Annotated in this window: 22 protein-coding genes; 16 read left to right on the forward strand and 6 right to left on the reverse strand. The window is 61.2% G+C overall.

Annotation, left to right across the window (positions count from 1 at the left end):
• The first annotated feature begins 39 nt into the window (after positions 1-39).
• Positions 40-435 carry a MerR family DNA-binding transcriptional regulator gene (locus tag AB5Y98_RS19565; RefSeq protein ID WP_005301228.1) on the forward strand — a complete coding sequence of 132 codons (396 nt, stop codon included), beginning with the start codon at positions 40-42 and terminating at the stop codon, positions 433-435.
• A 56-nt stretch (positions 436-491) separates the two neighbouring features.
• Here the strand turns inward: AB5Y98_RS19565 and AB5Y98_RS19570 are convergent, their stop codons facing one another.
• The gene (locus AB5Y98_RS19570) at positions 492-1,730 is read right to left on the reverse strand and encodes a dicarboxylate/amino acid:cation symporter (RefSeq protein WP_005301229.1); all 1,239 of its coding nucleotides are present in this window, start codon (positions 1,728-1,730) and stop codon (positions 492-494) included.
• A 269-nt stretch (positions 1,731-1,999) separates the two neighbouring features.
• Between AB5Y98_RS19570 and AB5Y98_RS19575 the strand changes: the two genes are divergently transcribed.
• From AB5Y98_RS19575 to AB5Y98_RS19585, 3 genes are all read left to right on the forward strand, one after another.
• A complete protein-coding gene (locus AB5Y98_RS19575; protein WP_005301230.1) occupies positions 2,000-2,284 on the forward strand; it encodes a pyrimidine/purine nucleoside phosphorylase in 285 nt (94 codons plus the stop codon).
• Positions 2,285-2,488: 204 nt separating this feature from the next.
• Positions 2,489-3,871, forward strand: coding sequence for an L-serine ammonia-lyase (locus tag AB5Y98_RS19580; protein ID WP_005301231.1), 1,383 nt, complete (start codon positions 2,489-2,491; stop codon positions 3,869-3,871).
• A gap of 276 nt (positions 3,872-4,147) precedes the next feature.
• Positions 4,148-5,518 carry an L-serine ammonia-lyase gene (locus AB5Y98_RS19585; protein ID WP_005301233.1) on the forward strand — a complete coding sequence of 457 codons (1,371 nt, stop codon included), beginning with the start codon at positions 4,148-4,150 and terminating at the stop codon, positions 5,516-5,518.
• Between the two features lie 163 nt (positions 5,519-5,681).
• On the opposite strand, the gene AB5Y98_RS19590 is transcribed toward AB5Y98_RS19585, so the two are convergent.
• Both AB5Y98_RS19590 and AB5Y98_RS19595 read right to left on the reverse strand, forming a co-directional pair.
• On the reverse strand, positions 5,682-6,641 hold the full coding sequence (locus AB5Y98_RS19590) for a lytic transglycosylase domain-containing protein (RefSeq protein WP_042051712.1): 960 nt from the start codon (positions 6,639-6,641) through the stop codon (positions 5,682-5,684).
• A complete protein-coding gene (locus tag AB5Y98_RS19595) occupies positions 6,638-6,919 on the reverse strand; it encodes a YcgL domain-containing protein (RefSeq protein WP_017764394.1) in 282 nt (93 codons plus the stop codon). Before AB5Y98_RS19595 ends, AB5Y98_RS19590 begins: the two co-directional genes overlap by 4 nt.
• A 107-nt stretch (positions 6,920-7,026) precedes the next feature.
• Between AB5Y98_RS19595 and minC the strand changes: the two genes are divergently transcribed.
• From minC to AB5Y98_RS19625, 6 genes are all read left to right on the forward strand, one after another.
• Complete coding sequence (gene minC / locus AB5Y98_RS19600) at positions 7,027-7,737, forward strand: septum site-determining protein MinC (RefSeq protein ID WP_005301245.1); 711 nt, start codon at positions 7,027-7,029, stop codon at positions 7,735-7,737.
• An 18-nt stretch (positions 7,738-7,755) separates the two neighbouring features.
• The gene (gene minD / locus AB5Y98_RS19605; RefSeq protein ID WP_005301248.1) at positions 7,756-8,568 is read left to right on the forward strand and encodes a septum site-determining protein MinD; all 813 of its coding nucleotides are present in this window, start codon (positions 7,756-7,758) and stop codon (positions 8,566-8,568) included.
• A 2-nt stretch (positions 8,569-8,570) separates the two neighbouring features.
• Positions 8,571-8,837 (forward strand): cell division topological specificity factor MinE, encoded by a 267-nt coding sequence (gene minE / locus AB5Y98_RS19610; protein WP_005301252.1) that lies wholly within the window; start codon positions 8,571-8,573, stop codon positions 8,835-8,837.
• 198 nt (positions 8,838-9,035) lie between these two features.
• Positions 9,036-9,362, forward strand: a complete 327-nt coding sequence (locus tag AB5Y98_RS19615) for an HI1450 family dsDNA-mimic protein (RefSeq protein ID WP_005301255.1) — start codon at positions 9,036-9,038, stop codon at positions 9,360-9,362.
• Positions 9,363-9,415: 53 nt separating this feature from the next.
• Entirely contained in the window at positions 9,416-10,123 is a 708-nt protein-coding gene (gene mtgA, locus AB5Y98_RS19620; protein ID WP_017784788.1) for a monofunctional biosynthetic peptidoglycan transglycosylase, read from the forward strand.
• A gap of 303 nt (positions 10,124-10,426) precedes the next feature.
• Positions 10,427-10,750 carry an HI1450 family dsDNA-mimic protein gene (locus AB5Y98_RS19625; RefSeq protein WP_005301259.1) on the forward strand — a complete coding sequence of 108 codons (324 nt, stop codon included), beginning with the start codon at positions 10,427-10,429 and terminating at the stop codon, positions 10,748-10,750.
• A gap of 43 nt (positions 10,751-10,793) precedes the next feature.
• Here AB5Y98_RS19625 and AB5Y98_RS19630 read toward each other — a convergent pair whose 3' ends face one another.
• Complete coding sequence (locus AB5Y98_RS19630) at positions 10,794-11,105, reverse strand: DUF1289 domain-containing protein (RefSeq protein WP_368232650.1); 312 nt, start codon at positions 11,103-11,105, stop codon at positions 10,794-10,796.
• Positions 11,106-12,203 carry a S1 RNA-binding domain-containing protein gene (locus AB5Y98_RS19635; RefSeq protein ID WP_017779730.1) on the reverse strand — a complete coding sequence of 366 codons (1,098 nt, stop codon included), beginning with the start codon at positions 12,201-12,203 and terminating at the stop codon, positions 11,106-11,108. It abuts the gene before it with no gap.
• On the opposite strand from AB5Y98_RS19635, the gene AB5Y98_RS19640 reads away from it, so the two are divergent.
• From AB5Y98_RS19640 to AB5Y98_RS19655, 4 genes are all read left to right on the forward strand, one after another.
• Complete coding sequence (locus tag AB5Y98_RS19640; RefSeq protein ID WP_214455177.1) at positions 12,194-13,408, forward strand: UPF0149 family protein; 1,215 nt, start codon at positions 12,194-12,196, stop codon at positions 13,406-13,408. The genes AB5Y98_RS19635 and AB5Y98_RS19640 overlap by 10 nt on opposite strands.
• 169 nt (positions 13,409-13,577) lie before the next feature.
• Positions 13,578-14,048 (forward strand): MarR family winged helix-turn-helix transcriptional regulator, encoded by a 471-nt coding sequence (locus AB5Y98_RS19645; protein ID WP_005301279.1) that lies wholly within the window; start codon positions 13,578-13,580, stop codon positions 14,046-14,048.
• A complete protein-coding gene (locus AB5Y98_RS19650) occupies positions 14,045-14,233 on the forward strand; it encodes a DUF4250 domain-containing protein (RefSeq protein ID WP_016350843.1) in 189 nt (62 codons plus the stop codon). The genes AB5Y98_RS19645 and AB5Y98_RS19650 overlap by 4 nt, the downstream gene beginning before the upstream one ends.
• A 163-nt stretch (positions 14,234-14,396) precedes the next feature.
• Positions 14,397-14,576, forward strand: coding sequence for a hypothetical protein (locus AB5Y98_RS19655; protein WP_185450550.1), 180 nt, complete (start codon positions 14,397-14,399; stop codon positions 14,574-14,576).
• Between the two features lie 96 nt (positions 14,577-14,672).
• Here AB5Y98_RS19655 and AB5Y98_RS19660 read toward each other — a convergent pair whose 3' ends face one another.
• Positions 14,673-15,260 carry an FMN-dependent NADH-azoreductase gene (locus AB5Y98_RS19660; RefSeq protein WP_368232652.1) on the reverse strand — a complete coding sequence of 196 codons (588 nt, stop codon included), beginning with the start codon at positions 15,258-15,260 and terminating at the stop codon, positions 14,673-14,675.
• 225 nt (positions 15,261-15,485) lie between these two features.
• Here AB5Y98_RS19660 and AB5Y98_RS19665 point away from each other — a divergent pair, with 225 nt between their 5' ends.
• On the forward strand, positions 15,486-16,376 hold the full coding sequence (locus AB5Y98_RS19665; RefSeq protein ID WP_368232822.1) for a DMT family transporter: 891 nt from the start codon (positions 15,486-15,488) through the stop codon (positions 16,374-16,376).
• Between the two features lie 85 nt (positions 16,377-16,461).
• Positions 16,462-17,640 carry a formate-dependent phosphoribosylglycinamide formyltransferase gene (gene purT, locus AB5Y98_RS19670; protein ID WP_368232654.1) on the forward strand — a complete coding sequence of 393 codons (1,179 nt, stop codon included), beginning with the start codon at positions 16,462-16,464 and terminating at the stop codon, positions 17,638-17,640.
• Positions 17,641-17,760 lie beyond the last annotated feature (120 nt).

Below are 17,760 nucleotides of genomic sequence, written 5' to 3' on the forward strand. Positions count from 1 at the left end.
GGTAAGGTGCCAGCCAGGATTGACAGTCAAGATAGCGCCATGAACCGAACCAAGGATGACAAACGGACCTACAGCATCAGCGAACTGGCCCGTGAATTTGATGTTACGACCCGAAGTATTCGTTTTTATGAAGATCAGGGACTTTTGAATCCTGCTCGTCAGGGGCAGACCCGGATCTACAGCCGTCAGGACAGAGTGCGGCTCAAGCTCACCCTGCGCGGCAAGCGACTGGGGTTCAGCCTGGCGGACATCCGCGATCTGTTCGATCTCTACGATGCAGACAAGAGCAGCCGTACCCAGCTGCAGACCATGCTGGGACTGGTGGCCGACAAGCGGGATACCCTGCAGCAGCAGCTGGAAGACATCAAGATGGTGCTGCTGGAGCTGGACGCCGCCGAGCAGCGCTGCCAGCAGGCGCTGGAGCAGCTCGGCTGAGGCAAACAGACAAGCATAAAAAAGGGGCCCGCGGGCCCCTTTTCATTGCAACTGGATTATTTGTTCCAGCGGTCCGGATCGTAATCCGGGCTGTAGCGGTCGACGATGACGGCGCAGGCCGCATCACCGGTGATGTTGAGGGCGGTACGGATCATGTCGAACAGACGATCCAGCGCAAACAACAGCGGCAGTCCCTCGATGGGGATCCCGGCGGCCAGCAGCACGGCGACCACCAGGAAGCTCGGGCCAGGTACGCCGGCCTGACCGATGGCCCCCAGGGTGGCGGTCACTATGATAGCGGCCCAGGCACCCATGGAAAGATCGATCTGATAGACCTGGGCGAAGAAGATGGCGACCAGACCGTAATAGATGGCGTTGCCGCTCATGTTGATGGTGGCACCCAGAGGCAGCACGAAGGAGGCCGTGGCATTGCTCACCTTCAGCTCTTTCTCGCAGGTCTCCATGTTGACCGGCAGGGTCGCCATGGAAGAGGCGGTGGAGAAGGCGACGATCTGCGGCTTCTTCATGGCAGACAGGTACTTGCGCACCGGGGTGTTGGAGAAGATCATGACCAGCAGCGGATAGACCACGAAGCCGAAGATCAGGATGGCGGCCAGATAGACCACGAACAGCTTGATCACCAGGGTCAGCACGTCGAAGCCGTAGGTGCCGATGGCGTCGGCCATCAGGCCGAACACGCCGAGCGGCGCAATCAACATCACCTTGTTGATCATCCAGACGAAGGCATCCACCAGGGTGTTCAAACCATCGACCAGCGGCTTGGCCCGCTCGCGGGGCTGCTTGGCCAGCGCGATGCCGAGGAACATGCAGAACACCAGGATCTGCAGGATGTTGGCTTCGTTGAGCGACTGGAAGACGTTGGTCGGGATCATCCCGAGCAGGGTGGCAACCGCATCGGGCAGGGCGCCCTTGTCGGAATAGTCACCGGAGAACATGGAGGCCATGGAGCCGAACTCGACCCCGATCCCGGGTTTGAAGATCTGTCCCATCACCAGTGCCAGCAGCACCGCCAGCGCCGAGGTGCCGAGGAAGAAGGCCAGCGTGGTGACGCCAATCTTGCCTGCCGCCGGGCTGGCCCCCAGATTGGCGGCCCCCGACAGGATGGCCACCGCCACCAGCGGGATCACCAGCATCTTGATGAGCTGGATAAAGAGCGTACCGAGCGGTGCGAACACGGTGGCTTGTTCACCCATGAACGCCCCCACCAGTGCCCCCAGCACCATGGCAACCACGACCTGGAAGCCAACGTTCTTAATGAGTCCTTTTGTTAACACAGAATGTTCCTTTATGTAGCAATTATTTACACTTTCCCAGTGCAATCAACCAAACAGGGGAAGAACAGCTGTCCATTCTCCTGAGCGCGCGCTTTATCTCATATTTATTGGCTGTTTGAAATCGCCAAATCGTTAACGGGAGTTATTGATAAGTTTGCAATAAAGTTAAGATTCAAAAGGAACACGGAGATTTTTCCCGCTTTCATCATGACAACTGACAAAACATTGTGCTATTTTGGCTTGGCAAACGTGCATACAGGGATGAAAACATGCTGAAAATTAACGAATATTTTGACGGAAATGTAAAATCCATCGGTTTCGAGCAAAAAGGGGACAAAGCGACCGTCGGTGTGATGGAAGCGGGTCACTACCAGTTCAATACCGCCGCCCCCGAGCGGATGACGGTGGTCAAGGGTGCCCTTACCATCCAGCTGGCCGATGAAGATGAGTGGCACACCTATGAGCAGGGTCAATCCTTCGACGTGGCCGGCCACTCCTCCTTCAAGCTGGAAGTGAAGACCCCCACCGCCTATCTGTGCGAGTTCCTCGACTAAGCGGCAGACAAGATGCAGCCCAGGTGGATAAGAGAGCGGACCCGAGTCCGCTCTTTTTCATCTGCTCCCCTTCCCCGTCTCGGCTGCCCTTCGCCGTAACCACCCCCATTTGCGTGCCGCCATCACACCCCTCGGTTTTCCCGCTTTCCATCGACTACAAAAAATTTACAATATTTAGACGAAACCCATAATCGGAGTGGTGTCATGATCAGTGTCTTCGACCTGTTTTCCATCGGGATCGGTCCCTCTTCTTCTCATACCGTGGGGCCGATGCGCGCCTCTTACGCCTTTGTCATCGCACTCAAGCAACAGGGGCTGCTGCCCCGGACCGAACGGGTAGAAGTGGAGTGCTACGGCTCCCTCGGCCAGACCGGCAAGGGCCATGGCACCGGCAAGGCCATCATCCTGGGGCTGGCCGGTTTTGAACCCGAGTCGGTGGACATCGAGGCCATTCCCGCCTTCCTGGCCGAGGTGGAGCGCAGCCAGTCGCTGCGGCTGGCGGGGGAGCAGCCCAGCCAGTTCGCCCGCAGCGGCGCCATCATCTTCAACCGGCGCAAGACCCTGCCCGCCCACTCCAACGGCATGACCCTGCGCGCCTTCGCCGGTGAACAGCTGCTGTTCGAGCAGACCTACTACTCCATCGGCGGCGGCTTCATCATCGAGGAGAGCCACTTCGCCAACGCCAAGGAGGAGGCCGCCCGCTTCGATGCGGCCCACCCCGTTCCCTACCCGTTCGAGAGCGGCGCCCAGCTGCTGGCTCACTGCCAGGAGAGCGGCCTCTCCATCTCAGGCCTGATGCTGGCCAACGAGAAGGTGTTTCGCACCGAAGCCGAGATCAAGGCGGGCCTGCGCAAGATCTGGCAGGCGATGCAGGGTTGCGTCGAGCGTGGCTGTCGCAGCGAGGGGGTGCTGCCTGGCGGGCTCAAGGTGAAACGGCGGGCGCCGGCCCTCTATCGCCAGCTCAGCTGCGAGACCAATTTCAACAAGGATCCGCTGATGGTGATGGAGTGGGTGGATCTGTTCGCGCTGGCCGTCAACGAGGAGAACGCCGCCGGGGGACGGGTGGTGACCGCCCCCACCAACGGCGCCGCCGGCATCATTCCCGCCGTGCTGCACTATTACGATCGTTTCGTGCGCAAGGTGGATGACGAGCTGCTGCTGAGTTACTTCCTCACCGCCGCCGCCATCGGCATCCTCTACAAGAAGAACGCCTCCCTCTCGGGTGCGGAAGTGGGCTGCCAGGGGGAAGTGGGGGTGGCCTGCTCCATGGCGGCGGGGGCGCTGACCGAGATCCTGGGCGGCAGCCCGGCAATTGTCGAAAACGCCGCCGAAATAGGCATGGAGCACAACCTGGGGCTCACCTGTGATCCGGTGGGTGGCCAGGTGCAGGTGCCCTGCATCGAGCGCAATGCCATGGGGGCGGTCAAGGCGATCAACGCCGCCCGCCTCGCCCTGCGCGGCACCGGCGAACATAAGGTGTCGCTGGACAAGGTGATCAAAACCATGTGGGAAACCGGCAATGACATGAAGACCAAATACAAGGAAACCGCCCGCGGTGGCCTGGCGGTTAACATTACCGAGTGTTAAAAATCGGTAACTTGCCCCATTTGGTTCCTAAATACCCGGCATTGTCGGGTATTTTTATGGGCAAACGCTTAACAAAATGGATAAGCATCAAAATAAATTTTATACTCGCCGCTCTGATTCAACAAAAATAGATCTATTTCAACTTTTTTTGGGCTTTGAGCCGTTACACTGTGGTTATCTGGTTCATTGACCTCGGCGACGACGCCCTCGTCCCATGGATCACCCCGTTTCTGCGAGTGGGCATGGCGCCCCCTTCTATCCTGAGGTAATTGTTACATGATCAGCGTTTTTGATATCTTCAAAATCGGTGTTGGCCCCTCCTCTTCCCACACTGTCGGCCCGATGAAGGCAGCCAAACAGTTCGTGGATGAACTGCGTGCAGGCGGCAAGATCCGTGACATCACCCGGATCCAGGTCGATGTCTACGGCTCACTCTCCTGGACCGGTAAAGGTCACCACACCGATACCGCTATCATCATGGGTCTGGCGGGCAATCTGCCGGAAAATGTCGATATCGACGGCATCCCCGAGTTCATCTCCCGCGTCGAACAGACCGGTCGTCTGCCCATCGGCCTGCACTGCCATACCGTCAGCTTCCCGCGCGACGCCATGGTGTTCCATGACGAAGCCCTGCCGCTGCACGAAAACGGCATGAAGCTGACCGCTTTCATCGAAGATGAGGCCGTCTACAGCAAGACCTACTACTCCATCGGTGGTGGTTTCATCGTTGACGAAGAGAACTTCGGCAAGGGCGACAGCGGCGACATGTCCGTCAGCTACCCGTTCAAGAGCGCGGCCGAGCTCATCGCCCACTGCAGCCAGACCGGCCTCTCCATCTCCGCCCTGATGATGGAGAACGAGAAGTGCTTCAACACCCCGGAAGAGATCTACAAGAAGCTCGGCAAGATCTGGACCACCATGCGTGAAGGGATCGAGCGCGGCTGCCGCACCGAGGGCGTTCTCTCCGGCCCGCTGCGCGTACCGCGTCGTGCTGCGCCGCTCTATCGCCAGCTGACCACCAACGAGAACCTCTCCAACGATCCGATGAACATCGTCGACTGGGTCAACATGTTTGCCCTGGCGGTGAGTGAAGAGAACGCGGCCGGTGGCCGTGTGGTCACCGCGCCGACCAACGGCGCCGCCGGCATCATCCCGGCCGTGCTGGCCTACTACGACAAGTTCATCCAGCCGGTTGGCCGTGACGACTACACCCGCTTCTATCTGGCTGCGGCGGCTGTCGGCATGCTCTACAAGATGAACGCCTCCATCTCCGGCGCCGAAGTGGGCTGCCAGGGTGAGGTGGGCGTCTCCTGCTCCATGGCCGCCGCCGGCCTGACCGAGCTGATGGGCGGCAGCCCCGAGCACGTCTGTGAAGCTGCCGAGATCGGCATGGAGCACAACCTGGGTCTGACCTGTGACCCGGTGGCCGGCCAGGTGCAGGTGCCCTGCATCGAGCGCAACGCCATCGCCGCCATGAAGGCGGTCAACGCCTCCCGCATGGCGCTGCGTCGCACCTCCAAGCCGCGCGTCTCCCTGGACAAGGTGATCGAGACCATGTACATCACCGGCAAGGACATGGACTCCAAGTACCGTGAAACCTCCCGCGGTGGCCTGGCCATCAAGGTGATGCAGGTTGCCTGCGACTAAGCAGATAACGGCAAACGCAAAAGGCGGGAATTCCCGCCTTTTTTATTGCCCATTATTTCCCGCTCATCACCTTCCTCATGGCGCCATTTCCCTGGGGCTGGCTCGCTAATTTCCGGGACCATCCTGCTGCCCGGCCGAGATTGATGGCCAGAGCGCCTCGGGCTTATTCCATCAGGCGATCGGCCAGGGTCCCCACCGCCACCACGAAATAGTGGGAGCGATTCCAGTCACGCAGCACCCGATAATTGGGATAGGCAAGATAGGCAGCGCCCCCTGCCCCGTCGGGCTGCACCAGCGAGGCCTGCATCTTCACCGCGGGCAAATCGCCACCATCTGCCTTGCGTACCCCGAGGGCCTGCCATGCCGACAGCGTTCGGGTATCTTCAAGCCCGACCAGCGCAGGATCCAGACCGGTGGGCACCCTCACCCGGCGCCCCCAGGTTTCATCCCCGTGCCAGCCGTTCTGGCGCAGATAATTGGCTGCCGAACCAAACACATCCGCCGGCGTCCCCCACAGATCCTTCTTGCCGTCACCGTCCTGGTCGACCGCGTATTGACGGAAGGATGAGGGCATGAACTGCACCTGTCCCATGGCGCCGGCCCAGGAGCCCTTGAGCTCGGCCGGGGTGATCGGCTCCTCTTCCAGCATGCGCAGGGTATCGAACAGCTGCCCCTTGAAGAAGGCCTCACGGCGCCCCTCCCAGGCCAGGGTCGCCAGCGACGAGACCAGCGGATATTTGCCGGTCAATTTGCCGAAATTGGTTTCAATGCCCCACAGGGCGACAATAAAGCGGGGTTGCACATCATATTCCGCCCCTATTTTTGTGAGCAGCGGCAAATACTGACGATATAGGCGTTTGGCTTGATTGACTTTCCACTGCGGCACCGCGTTGGAAATATAAGTGGCGAGGGTCTGTTTAAATTCCGGCTGATTTTTATCGTGCCGAATGGCGACCTCGATCAGATGAATATCGGCGAAGGCGGCAGCAATGGTCGCGGGCTGGATCCCGGCGGCCAGGGCCTCCTGTTTGAGGCCCGTCACATAATGGTCAAAATCGGGACTGGCCTGCAGCGGGTGGCTCGACAATCCCCCCATCAGCAGCAGTGCCAGCCGCCTCTTCATTTACGTTCGGCCTTCAATTGAGCCTTGTGCTGCTCCAGCAGGTTTTCCGGCGGAGGGGGCATCTGCAGATAGAAGCCCTGACTCTGCAGCGCCTCCATCACCCGGCTGGTGGAGGCGATCCCCAAGGGCTTGGCTGGGTCCAGTTTGGTCATCAATACCAGTTCGGGACGGCCAAATGTGCTCATCAGCACCTCGGGTACGCGGGAAAAGTCCTCTCTTCTTTCAACAAAAAGATAGGTCTCGGCTTTTTTGCGACTTTTATAGACTGCACACAACATGGAAATTGATATAATCCAACCGGTTTATTGCCTCTGAGGATGGCAAACTATAACATCAGGAATTGAATAACAATAACGGATTACCGTCTCTGTCTCGGGGAAGATTCATGGTTGAGCGCGATAACGAATTGAAAGGGACCACCTTCACTATTTCTGTGTTGCATATCAGCGATGGCAAGCCTGAGCGGATCCGCCAGTTGCTGGCGGCCAAAGTGGCCCAGGCGCCCCAGTTCTTTAATTGTGCCCCCCTCGTCATCAATGTGGAACGGCTCACCGAGATCCCCGACTTCGAACAGCTCAAGGAGCTGGTGGAATCGGAAGACTTTGTGCTGGTCGGGATCACGGGGGCCCAGAACGAGGCGATGAAGACGGCCGCCAAGGCGGCAGGGCTGGCGGTGATGGCCTCCGGCAAGAGCCGCAAGGCCGAACCCCAGCCAGAACCGGCGCCGGCCCCCATCGTAGAAGCGAAACCCGTGCCAGCACCGGTGATAGCGAGCAAGGTGCATGTGGGCCCGGTTCGCTCCGGCCAGCAGCTCTATGCCGCCGGCACCTCGCTGGTGGTGCTGGGCTCGGTCAGCCCGGGCGCCGAAGTCATCGCCGACGACAGTATTCATATTTATGGCACTCTGCGCGGCAGGGCCATTGCCGGCGCCAAGGGCAACCCCCAGGCACGGATTTATTGCCAGCAACTGCAGGCCGAGCTGCTCTCCATCGCTGGCACCTTCCAGCTCAGCGATGCATTGCCGGCCGGCCTCATCCAGCAGCCGGTTCATGTCCGGCTGGATAACGAACAACTCCGTATAGACCGTATCAAATAGAGTTACAAGGAAGCGAGAATGGCGCGAATCATAGTCGTTACATCGGGTAAAGGTGGCGTTGGCAAGACCACAACCAGCGCGGCCCTGAGTACCGGTTTAGCCCAGCGTGGCCACAAGACAGTGGTCATCGATTTTGACATTGGCCTGCGAAACCTGGACCTCATCATGGGCTGCGAGCGGCGCGTGGTGTATGACTTCGTCAACGTCATCAATGGCGAGGCCAACCTCAACCAGGCCCTCATCAAGGACAAGCGCTGCGAGAACCTGTTCATCCTGCCCGCCTCCCAGACCCGGGACAAGGATGCCCTCACCCGCGAAGGGGTCGAGAAGATCCTGGATCAGCTGAGCGAGATGCAGTTCGACTACATCGTCTGCGACTCCCCGGCGGGGATCGAAGCCGGCGCCCTGATGGCGCTCTACTTCGCCGATGAAGCTATTGTCACCACCAACCCGGAAGTCTCCTCCGTGCGTGACTCGGATCGCATCCTCGGCATCCTGGCCTCCAAGTCCCGTCGCGCCGAGCGTGGCGAAGACCCCATCAAGGAGCACCTGCTGCTGACCCGCTACTGCCCGACCCGCGTCAACCGCGGCGACATGCTGAGCGTGCAGGACGTACAGGAGATCCTGGCCATCAAACTGCTCGGGGTGATCCCGGAGTCCCAGGCGGTGCTGCGCGCCTCCAACTCCGGCGAGCCTGTCATCCTGGACAAGGAGTCCGATGCCGGTCAGGCCTATGAGGACGCCGTTGCCCGCCTGTTGGGTGACACCAAGGATTTTCGTTTTCTGGAAGAAGAGAAGAAGGGCTTCTTTAGCCGACTGTTCGGGAGTTAAGCATGTCATTATTGGATTATTTTCGTTCCAACAAGAAACAGAGCACCGCACAACTGGCCAAAGAGCGGTTGCAGATCATCGTGGCTCACGAGCGTTCATCCAGAGGGGGGCCGGATTACCTGCCCCAGCTCAAGCAGGATATCCTCGACGTGATCCGCAAATATGTGGAGATAGACCCTGACAAGATCACGGTCCAGCTCGACAAGAAGAGTGATGAGCTGTCGGTACTCGAGCTCAACATCACCTTCGCCGACGACAAGAAGGGATGAGCCTGACGCCCTATGCGTGACCCTTTCCCCCAATGAAGACCGGATCCTGCTGCCAGGATCCGGTTTTTTATTGTCGCAACCGGGCCAAGGGCGCTGCTGCACTCGCCAAGCCGGTGGGGGACGGCTAGAATACGGCGCGTCACCGTGCGGCCGGGCCGTCGGTGTTTTTCTTTATTTATCAGCTGGAACAGACCGCTTATGTCTTTGAATGACGAAATGCACAGCGTCGAGGAACTGCTCGACACCGCCCTCGAACTCTTCATGGAGCTGGCCTCCGACAACCTGCCGGAGCAGGAGATCGCCCGCTTCAATCAGGAGTTCAACGACCGCGGCCTGCTGGCGGAAACCGATCCGGCCGATGACTGGGAAGCGGACGTTGGCTTCGAGGTCAGCGACGCCGAGTACGCCGAGATCTGGATCGGCCTTGGCAACGAGCAGGAAGAATACGAGCACCTGTTCGCCCGCATGCTGCTCTCCCGCCGTGTTGACGAGAAGTTCTGCCACATCGAATGGCTGCCCCAATAATTCCGGATCCCGATGATCCGAGTCACTACGTCTGGGAGTCGGAGCCAGAGCCCGTGCGGCCCAATCCGGCACGGCGCCTGCTGAACTGGCTCGGCAAGCTGCTGCTGGCGGCGCTGCTCAGCACCATCGTCTCGGTGGCGCTGCTGCGTTTCATCGATCCGCCCATGTGGACCTGGCGCATCGAGCGGGCGCTGTTTCCCCCTGCCAAGGTGGCCGAGGTGAAGCACGACTGGGTGCCGCTCGAGCAGATCTCCCGCGAGCTGCAGCTGGCGGTGATCGCCGCCGAAGATCAGCGCTTTGCCGAGCACAACGGCTTCGACATGGATGCCATCAGCTCGGCGCTCAAGCACAATCAGCACAGTGAGCGGGTGCGCGGCGCCAGCACCCTCAGCCAGCAGACCGCCAAGAACCTCTTCATGTGGAGCGATCGCAGCTTCCTGCGCAAGGGGATCGAGGCCTGGTTCACCCTGCTGATGGAGCTGGGCTGGGACAAGTCCCGCATCCTCGAGGTGTACCTGAATATCGTGGAGTTCGGGCCCGGCATCTACGGCGCCGAGGCCGCTGCCAGACACTACTTTGGCAAGCCGGCGATACGTCTCACCCGCTACGAGGCGTCACTGCTGGCGGCAGCCCTGCCCAACCCCTGGCGCTACCGGGTCAAGCCCCCCTCGCCCTACGTTCAGCAGCGCTCGGCCTGGATCCGCCGCCAGATGGGCCAGCTGGGGCAGGTGACCCTCAACAAGGTGCATCAGGCAGACTGATGCCTGATGGGTGTCGGGTTTGTTCACGGTGCGAGCCCGGCCTCGTCGGTGGAGGGTCCCAAGTGCCCGCCCACCGTGCCCCGATGCAGCGGCAGGTAGTGCCACCACCAGGTCTCCCGCCGCCGCTTGATCTGCTGCCGTCTCGTCCGCCGTTTCATGCCCGCTCTCCCTTGCCCTGCCCCTCTTCAACCATACCCAACTCCGGCCTGCCTTGCCCGGCGCTGGCGCACCCTTCCCACTGGTCTGGCCGCCACCGCCAATAATTGTTACAGTAGCGAACCTCGATGTATCTGGAGTGATTTCATGGAACAGCGTACCCCGGATCAGCTGGTCGAATGGGCCTATGATCAGTTTCTTGAGCAGGCCGCAGACATGCTGGCCCCCGAACAAATCGTCGACATCACCCTGGAGTTCGAACAGCGTGGCGCCGTCGAGGCGACCCTGCCCAATGCCGACTGGTCAACCGAACTCGGTGTGCCGGTGGACATGGAGCGCTGGGTCGAAGTGTGGGTGGGTCTGCTGGACCATCAGGAGGAGTTTGAGGTGATTTTCGCCACCTTCCTGCTGCCCCGTCATAGCAATGAGCACGATGTCCACGTGCGCTGGCACCGTCAGCAACAGGCATGAAAAAGGCGCCATTGGCGCCTTTTTCTTTTGCGGTGATCGTTGCTCAGGGCCGGGCCGCGATGGCCTTCGCCAGACAGCGCCGGCACCAGCAGCTATCGGCCTCCCCCATGGGCAGGGCCGGCAGCTGGCTGCACCAGCACTGGTCGATGGTGGCTCCAGCCGACACGGCGCAAAAGGCCGGTTCACCGCAGCCGGGGCAGTGATGGGTGCTGGTGGTACCATCCAGCTGCGCCATCACCGCCAGCTGGGCCTCGCTCTCCATGGCGGACCAGCGACCAATCTCGGTCAGAGTGCGACCACAGCCAAGGCAGAGACCGTCTTTCGCCCGGCACGCACCGACGCAGGGGCTCGGCACTTATTCGCCGCCTTCGCGCTGATCGTCGCCCGTCAATGTGATGCTGTAGTCATCGATGACCAGCTTGCCCTGCTTGTAGAGGCCGCCGATGGCCTTCTTGAAGGTGCCCTTGCTCATGCCGAGCAGCTTGTAGATGAGCTCGGGTTCGCTCTTGTCGCCCACCGCCAGGCTGCCGCCCTGCTTCTTGAGTCGGACCAGGATCTGCTCGCCGGCATCGTCCAGCCGTGCCACACCCGGCTTTTGCAGGGTCAGATCCAGCTTGCCGTCATCACGCACCTGCTTGACCCAGGCGGTCAGCGGACGACCCGTGGTCACCCGGCCGAACACCTCGTTCTTGAACAGCATGCCGGAGTACTCGCCATTGACGATGGCCTTGATGCCGAGCGGCGTGCGCTCGCCAGGCAGGGCAGTCACTTCGTCACCGGCCTTGAAGGGGGGTTTGTCGGTTCGCAGGAACCGCTCGAGGCGGCTGGTGCCCACCATGCGCCCCTCGTGATCGAGCATCAGCCGCACCAGATAGACATGGCCCACCTGCATCGGCTTGTTCTGCTCGCGGCTTGGTACGAACAGATCCTTCTTCATGCCCCAGTCGAGGAAGGCACCAATCTTGTTGGCATTGACCACCTTGAGGCCGACGATGTCGTCCACCATGGCAAACGGCTTGTCGGTGGTGATCACCGGCTCGCAGTCGGCATCCAGATAGAGGAAGACCTTGACGCCGTCCCCTTCCGCCACCCCTTCCGGCAGTTGACGCTTGGGCAGCAGCAGCTCGCCGTACTCTTCGCCAGCCGCCAGCCAGGCGCCCCGATCTTCGAGCTCGACTACGGTAAGGGTGTTCATCTTGCCAATCTGTAGCATGGTGTTCTCTTCTTTCATTGTCCGGATGGCCAATTTTTCATTGCCTGTATGGGCGCGCATGTTACCCCAAGAGCGGTAACAGGGCCTAGTCCCTTGCCCTGTTCGCGGGTGATTTTCAGGGCCTTTTGGCCGGGGCGTGTCCATATAATCGCCAGTCAGCCGCCCTTTTGCTGCAAATAACCCCACTTTTGGGTAGACTTCGCCGCTGTCAAAATCCAGAGGAACTGTCGATGAATCCATCCACTCGTACCCGTCATCTCAATCAATGGATCCAGACCCACAGTGGGCAGGACATGACCTACCCGGCGCTGCACGGCTTTTTGTGTGCCCGCCTGGTCGGGCCGGATGCCCCTGACTGGCAGGCCCCGCTGGCCGGTCTGTTGCCCCATGACGCCGAGCTGGATGAAAAAAGCGCCGAGGCGCTGCGCCACCTGATCGCCGAGCTGGAAACCCAGGCCGATGAGGCCCAGCTAGCCCTGCCGAGCCAGTGCCGCCTCTCCACCGAGAGCCCGGAACAGGTGTTCGAGCAGAGCCACCCCCTCGGTCAGTGGTGTTACGGCTTCAGCCAGGGCTTTGCCACCTGGCCCAAGCCCAGGGATCTGAACGATCCGACCACCCAGTACCGTTTCAGCCTGGCCGCCGAGCTGAGCCTGTTTCGCGACAAGCCCATGGCGCAGATGCTGCACGCGGCCGCCGGCAGTGACCTCCCCTTCATGGAGTTCTGCAAGCGTCAGCGCCAGAACATGAAGACCGCCCTCAACCAGCTGCTGCAATTAGATGAGTATCAGGCCGTGCCGAGCACGGAGCAGGCGCTGGACAGCCAGCAGGCCGAGCAGTGGCAGCAGTGGTTTGAACTGGCCGATGCCAGCCGCGATCCGCACAGCCGCCTCGGCTGGTTTGACAAGGTGATTGCCGACGCCGAGCCGTTGTTCGACACCGCCTTCTGGCAGCAGATTGCCGGCCATGGCTGGAGTGCTCACGAAGCGCGCCCCCTGCTGGCCGCCCGGGCCGGGCGGGCCGACTGCCTGCTGCGCCTCGGCCAGCTGGAACAGGCGCGCAGCGAATATCTGGCCCTGCTCGAGCTGTGTGTGGCCGATGAGCTGGGTTGCCGTTATCCCCTCTCCAGCCTCTATGCCCTGCAAGGGGACTGGTCGGCCCTGCAGGCTCTGCTGGTGCGCTTTGATGAAGCCTCCAGCTGGCTGCTCTACAACAAGGCGCTGATGACGTTCGTCTGCGCTGGCGCCGAGGCCGCGCAGCCGCTGCTGGCCGCCGCTATCAAGGCCAACGCCCATGTACCGGCCTGTCTGCTGGGCCAGCGCAAGCTGCCCAAACAGGAGCCCCACAACTGGCAGGCTGGCAGCCGTGACGAAGCGGCGCTCTACACCCTGCAAAGCCGCGAGGCCTGGCTCAAGCACAACGCCCTGCTCTGGCTGCGCAAAGGCTGAGCCGGCGACAGTAAAACCAGCTTCGAATAGACCCGGTTGCGGCGGATGACGTGCGCAACCGCACATTTCTCTGGTACTTGTTCAGACAAACGGCCCTGTGTTACGTATCATCAAGGTCAAAGTATCAAGAGAAACTGCACCCGATGCAGCCGTCACAGCAGGATGTCATATGTCAAAGATCATAGAGCTGCTTGCCCACTATCCCCCCTATCAGCTGGTACACGCCGCCGAGATGGTGCGCGATACCTTCGAACAGTTTTACCAACAACGCTATCAGCTGACGGTGCCTCAATGGCGCCTGATGATGGTGCTCGGCCCCCACTACCCCATCAGCCAGAAAGAGCTGGTAGAGGCGAGCGGGATGGACAAGGTGCGGATCTCCCGCGAAATTCACCGGCTGGTGGAAAAAGGGATCCTGTTCACCGAGAGCAGCGAGCACGACAAGCGGGTCAGCCTGGTCTCCTTCACCCAGGCGGGGCTCACCCTGTTCCAGCAGCTCAAGAGCGAAGCGGGCAGCTGGCAGCACACCCTCACCGACTACCTGCCGGCCGAGGCGCGCCAATCCATCCGTCTGCACCTGCAAAGCGTCAGCGATGCCATCGAACAACTTCATCTGCTGGATAACGAGCGACCCTCATGAACCTCAACAACTTTGCCACCATGGACGTCAACATGCTGCTGAGCCTGGTCAACATGCAGCTGCGTGATCGCTTTGATGATCTCGATGATCTCTGCAAGGCGCAGGATCTCGACAAGGCGGCGCTGGTCGCCCGGCTCGCCAGCGGCGATTTCCACTATCAGGAAGATCAGAAGCAGTTCAGATAGGGATCCGGATCACAACCCGGCCCATGCCGCTGGCTCCGGCGGCAAAAGCTGCTATGGTGATGGCTACCCCGGTCAACTGACCTTCGGCAAGAGGTATGGATACATCTTGCTGTCACAGACCGCGGTTAGCCTTCTCTTCACCAGCCGTAGCCAAGGATGACCCATGATGTTTCTGACCCGTCCCGCCAGCCTGATCACCCTCTGTGCCTTGCTGATGATCAGCCTTCTCTCGCCCCGCCTGCCCGACAGCGCCGAACAGTGGCTCACTACTCTGCTGCTGGGCTCCCTGGTGGTGGTCTGCCTGATGATCGGCAGCGGCTGTCGCCGCTTTCTGCGGGATTGACCAGACGGGCCGCTTCATCGGGTCAGGCACCAAAAAAACAACGCAGCCCGAGGGCTGCGTTGTTGCTTTCTGGCGTGTGGCTGGTTGCTCTCTTGATCAGAGCGCCAGGGTCTCCAGCTGGCCCTTGGCCTGCTCGATGCCCTTGGCCTGGGCATCCGGACCCATGCCCATGCCTTCGGCGTAGATGAAGTCCACCTCCTTGATGCCGATGAAGCCCAGCACGGTACGCATGTAGGGGGTCACCAGATCGGTGGCGCTGCCGACGTGCATGCCGCCGCGGGGGCTGATCACCAGGGCGCGGGTGTTTTCCACCAGGCCGACCGGACCGATTTCGGTGTAACGGAAGGTCACGCCGGCACGGGCCACCAGATCGATCCAGTTCTTCAGCTGGGTCGGGATGTTGAAGTTGTACATGGGGGCGGCAATCACCACCAGATCGCTCGCCTTGAGCTCTGCGATCAGCTCGTCGGACTGGGCCAGCACTGCCAGTTGACGCTCGTTGAGGTTTTCACCACCGCGCAGGCCTGACGCCAGCTCGCCATCCAGTACCGGCAGGTTCAGGGCCGCCAAATCACGCACGGTGACGGTGTCGGACTGATGGTCGGCCAGGAAGCCGTCGATCAGGGCGTTGGATTGGGAATATTGGCCCAGGATGCTGGACTTGAGTACGAGGATATTGGCCATGGTGAAACTCCATTAGGTTGTCGGTTGAACAGCGGTGCTGTCGATGGAGGTCACTCTAAACATTGGGCTTCTATACAGATAGCGAAAATAGATGCTCAACTTATTCAAAAATTTTGATGGTAGTGCATTCTCTCGCCAGCCGCCTCTCTCACGCCCCGCCAAGGCTTGGCAGAACAAACGATTGCCGTTATGATCCGCCGCACTTTTATCAGCGACCCGGATCCCATGACACCCTCGCGCAGGCACTCCCCCTTTGCCGGTGCAGTCTGGATGATGGTAGCGGGCCTCTGCTTCGCCGCCGTCAACAGCCTGAGCCAGTATGTCAGCTTCAAGCTCGGCCTCCCCTCGACCCAGGTCGCCTTCCATCAATATCTGATTGCCTTGGTCTGTCTGCTGCCCTGGCTCATTCGCCACGGCCTGCGCCAGTCGCTGATGACCAACCAGCTGCGGCTGCACCTGCTGCGGGTTGCCCTGGCGGTGGTCGGCATCCAGTTCTGGCTGTGGGCGCTGGCGGTCCCCGTCCCCATCTGGCAGGGGATCGCGCTGCTGATGACCTCGCCGCTGTTTGCCACCCTAGGCTCTGCCCTCTTTCTCAAGGAACAGGTGAGCCGGGCCCGCATTCTGGCAACCCTGGCCGGCTTTGTCGGCGCCATGCTGATCCTGGCCCCCTGGACCGACGATTTCAGCTGGGCTTCCCTGCTGCCGGTGGCGGCGGCCCTGTTCTGGGCCGGCTACTCCTTGCTGGTGCGCTATCAGGCTGCCAGCGAGTCGTCCCACACCATCGTCGTCTACCTGCTCATCTTCAGCACCCCGTTCAACGCCATGCTGGCGCTGCCGGAGTGGCAATGGCCGAGCGAAGCCCAGTGGCTGCTGGTAGCCGCCTCCGGCGTGCTGTCGGCGCTGGCCCAGATGTCCATCGCCCGCGCCTACAGCGTGGCCGAGGCCTCGTTCGTGCAACCCTTTGATTTTGCCAAGCTGCCCATGAACGTGCTGGCCGGCTGGCTGGTGTTTGGCTGGGTGCCGCCCGGCCGATTGTGGCTGGGAGCCGCCATCATCATCGGCGCCATCACCCTGCTCACCCATCTGGAGCAGCGCGCCCACAAATCCGTTTCCTGAGGTACGCCATGCGTGCCTCTTTTTTTGCCCGCTATTCGTGCGATAGCGGCCCTCAATCACCACCCACGACATCAGGAGAGATCACATGTTTGGAACCGCTACCCGCCCCGGCGCAACCCGCGCCCTGCTGCTGGGCTCCGGCGAACTTGGCAAGGAGGTCGCCATCGAGCTGCAACGCTTCGGCATCGAGGTGATCGCCGCCGACCGCTATGCCGATGCCCCCGCCATGCAGGTGGCGCACAGAGCCCATGTGCTGGACATGCTGGACGGCGCCGCCCTGCGCGCCCTGGTCAACGAGGTCAAACCGGATCTGATCATCCCCGAGCTTGAAGCCATCGCCACCGATACCCTGGCCGCCCTGGAGCAGGAAGGGGTCAAGGTGGTGCCGAACGCCCGCGCCACCCAGCTCACCATGAACCGGGAGGGGATCCGCCGCCTCGCCGCCGAAACGCTGGGCTTGCCCACCTCCCCCTACCGCTTTGCCCAGAGCAAGGAGGAGTTCGTCGCCGCCGTCGAGACCATCGGCCTGCCCTGCGTGGTGAAGCCGGTGATGAGCTCGTCCGGCAAGGGGCAGAGCGTGCTGCGCGATCTCGCCAAACTCGACGAGAGCTGGACCTATGCCCAGGAGGGCGGTCGCGCCGGTCGTGGCAAGGTGATCGTCGAGGGCTTCGTCCCCTTCGAGTACGAGATCACCCTGCTCACGGTACGCGCGGTGGACGGCATCCACTTCTGCCAGCCCATCGGCCATCGCCAGGAAGATGGCGACTACCGCGAATCCTGGCAGCCGCAAGCCATGAGCGAACTGGCTCTTGGCCGCTCCAAGGAGGTAGCGGCCAAGGTGGTTGAGGCGCTGGGCGGCTACGGCCTGTTCGGGGTCGAGCTCTTCATCAAGGGTGACGAGGTGTGGTTCAGCGAGGTCTCGCCGCGCCCCCACGACACCGGCATGGTGACCCTCATCTCCCAGGATCTCTCCGAGTTCGCCCTGCACGTGCGCGCCATTCTGGGGCTGCCCATCGGCACCATCACCCAGTACGGGCCGAGCGCCTCCGCCGTGGTGCTGCACGAAGGTCACAGCCAGGACATCCGCTATCAGGGGATTGGCGAGGCGCTGGCGCTGGTGCCGGGTGCCCAGCTGCGGCTGTTTGGCAAGCCGGAGATCGCCGGTCGCCGCCGGCTCGGCGTGGCGCTGGCGCGAGCCAAGCAGTGCGACGAGGCGGTAGAAAAAGCCAAAGCGGTTGCGGCCGGCGTCAAGGTGCTGTTCTAAGCCCACTTTTTGGCACACGAAATCAAACGTTTGCCAGCATGATCCAGCGCAAGGGGCATGGCAATGCCCCTTTTGCATTGAGGCACCTTGTTTATAATCCCCCCTTCACCTATGTCAGGA

The sequence above is a fragment of the Aeromonas sp. s3 genome (assembly GCF_040907805.1).
Lineage (GTDB): Bacteria > Pseudomonadota > Gammaproteobacteria > Enterobacterales > Aeromonadaceae > Aeromonas > Aeromonas dhakensis.

Coding starts and splice junctions, on each gene's coding strand:
- minE (WP_005301252.1), top strand. CDS start 8,571: ATGTCATTATTGGATTATTTTCGTTCCAACAAGAAACAGAGCACCGCA.
- AB5Y98_RS19655 (WP_185450550.1), top strand. CDS start 14,397: ATGATGTTTCTGACCCGTCCCGCCAGCCTGATCACCCTCTGTGCCTTG.
- AB5Y98_RS19585 (WP_005301233.1), top strand. CDS start 4,148: ATGATCAGCGTTTTTGATATCTTCAAAATCGGTGTTGGCCCCTCCTCT.
- AB5Y98_RS19665 (WP_368232822.1), top strand. CDS start 15,486: ATGACACCCTCGCGCAGGCACTCCCCCTTTGCCGGTGCAGTCTGGATG.
- AB5Y98_RS19625 (WP_005301259.1), top strand. CDS start 10,427: ATGGAACAGCGTACCCCGGATCAGCTGGTCGAATGGGCCTATGATCAG.
- minD (WP_005301248.1), top strand. CDS start 7,756: ATGGCGCGAATCATAGTCGTTACATCGGGTAAAGGTGGCGTTGGCAAG.
- AB5Y98_RS19575 (WP_005301230.1), top strand. CDS start 2,000: ATGCTGAAAATTAACGAATATTTTGACGGAAATGTAAAATCCATCGGT.
- AB5Y98_RS19645 (WP_005301279.1), top strand. CDS start 13,578: ATGTCAAAGATCATAGAGCTGCTTGCCCACTATCCCCCCTATCAGCTG.
- AB5Y98_RS19615 (WP_005301255.1), top strand. CDS start 9,036: ATGTCTTTGAATGACGAAATGCACAGCGTCGAGGAACTGCTCGACACC.
- AB5Y98_RS19650 (WP_016350843.1), top strand. CDS start 14,045: ATGAACCTCAACAACTTTGCCACCATGGACGTCAACATGCTGCTGAGC.
- AB5Y98_RS19660 (WP_368232652.1), bottom strand. CDS start 15,260: ATGGCCAATATCCTCGTACTCAAGTCCAGCATCCTGGGCCAATATTCC.
- AB5Y98_RS19635 (WP_017779730.1), bottom strand. CDS start 12,203: ATGGATTCATCGACAGTTCCTCTGGATTTTGACAGCGGCGAAGTCTAC.
- AB5Y98_RS19565 (WP_005301228.1), top strand. CDS start 40: ATGAACCGAACCAAGGATGACAAACGGACCTACAGCATCAGCGAACTG.
- AB5Y98_RS19580 (WP_005301231.1), top strand. CDS start 2,489: ATGATCAGTGTCTTCGACCTGTTTTCCATCGGGATCGGTCCCTCTTCT.
- purT (WP_368232654.1), top strand. CDS start 16,462: ATGTTTGGAACCGCTACCCGCCCCGGCGCAACCCGCGCCCTGCTGCTG.
- AB5Y98_RS19595 (WP_017764394.1), bottom strand. CDS start 6,919: ATGTTGTGTGCAGTCTATAAAAGTCGCAAAAAAGCCGAGACCTATCTT.
- minC (WP_005301245.1), top strand. CDS start 7,027: ATGGTTGAGCGCGATAACGAATTGAAAGGGACCACCTTCACTATTTCT.
- AB5Y98_RS19640 (WP_214455177.1), top strand. CDS start 12,194: ATGAATCCATCCACTCGTACCCGTCATCTCAATCAATGGATCCAGACC.
- AB5Y98_RS19590 (WP_042051712.1), bottom strand. CDS start 6,641: ATGAAGAGGCGGCTGGCACTGCTGCTGATGGGGGGATTGTCGAGCCAC.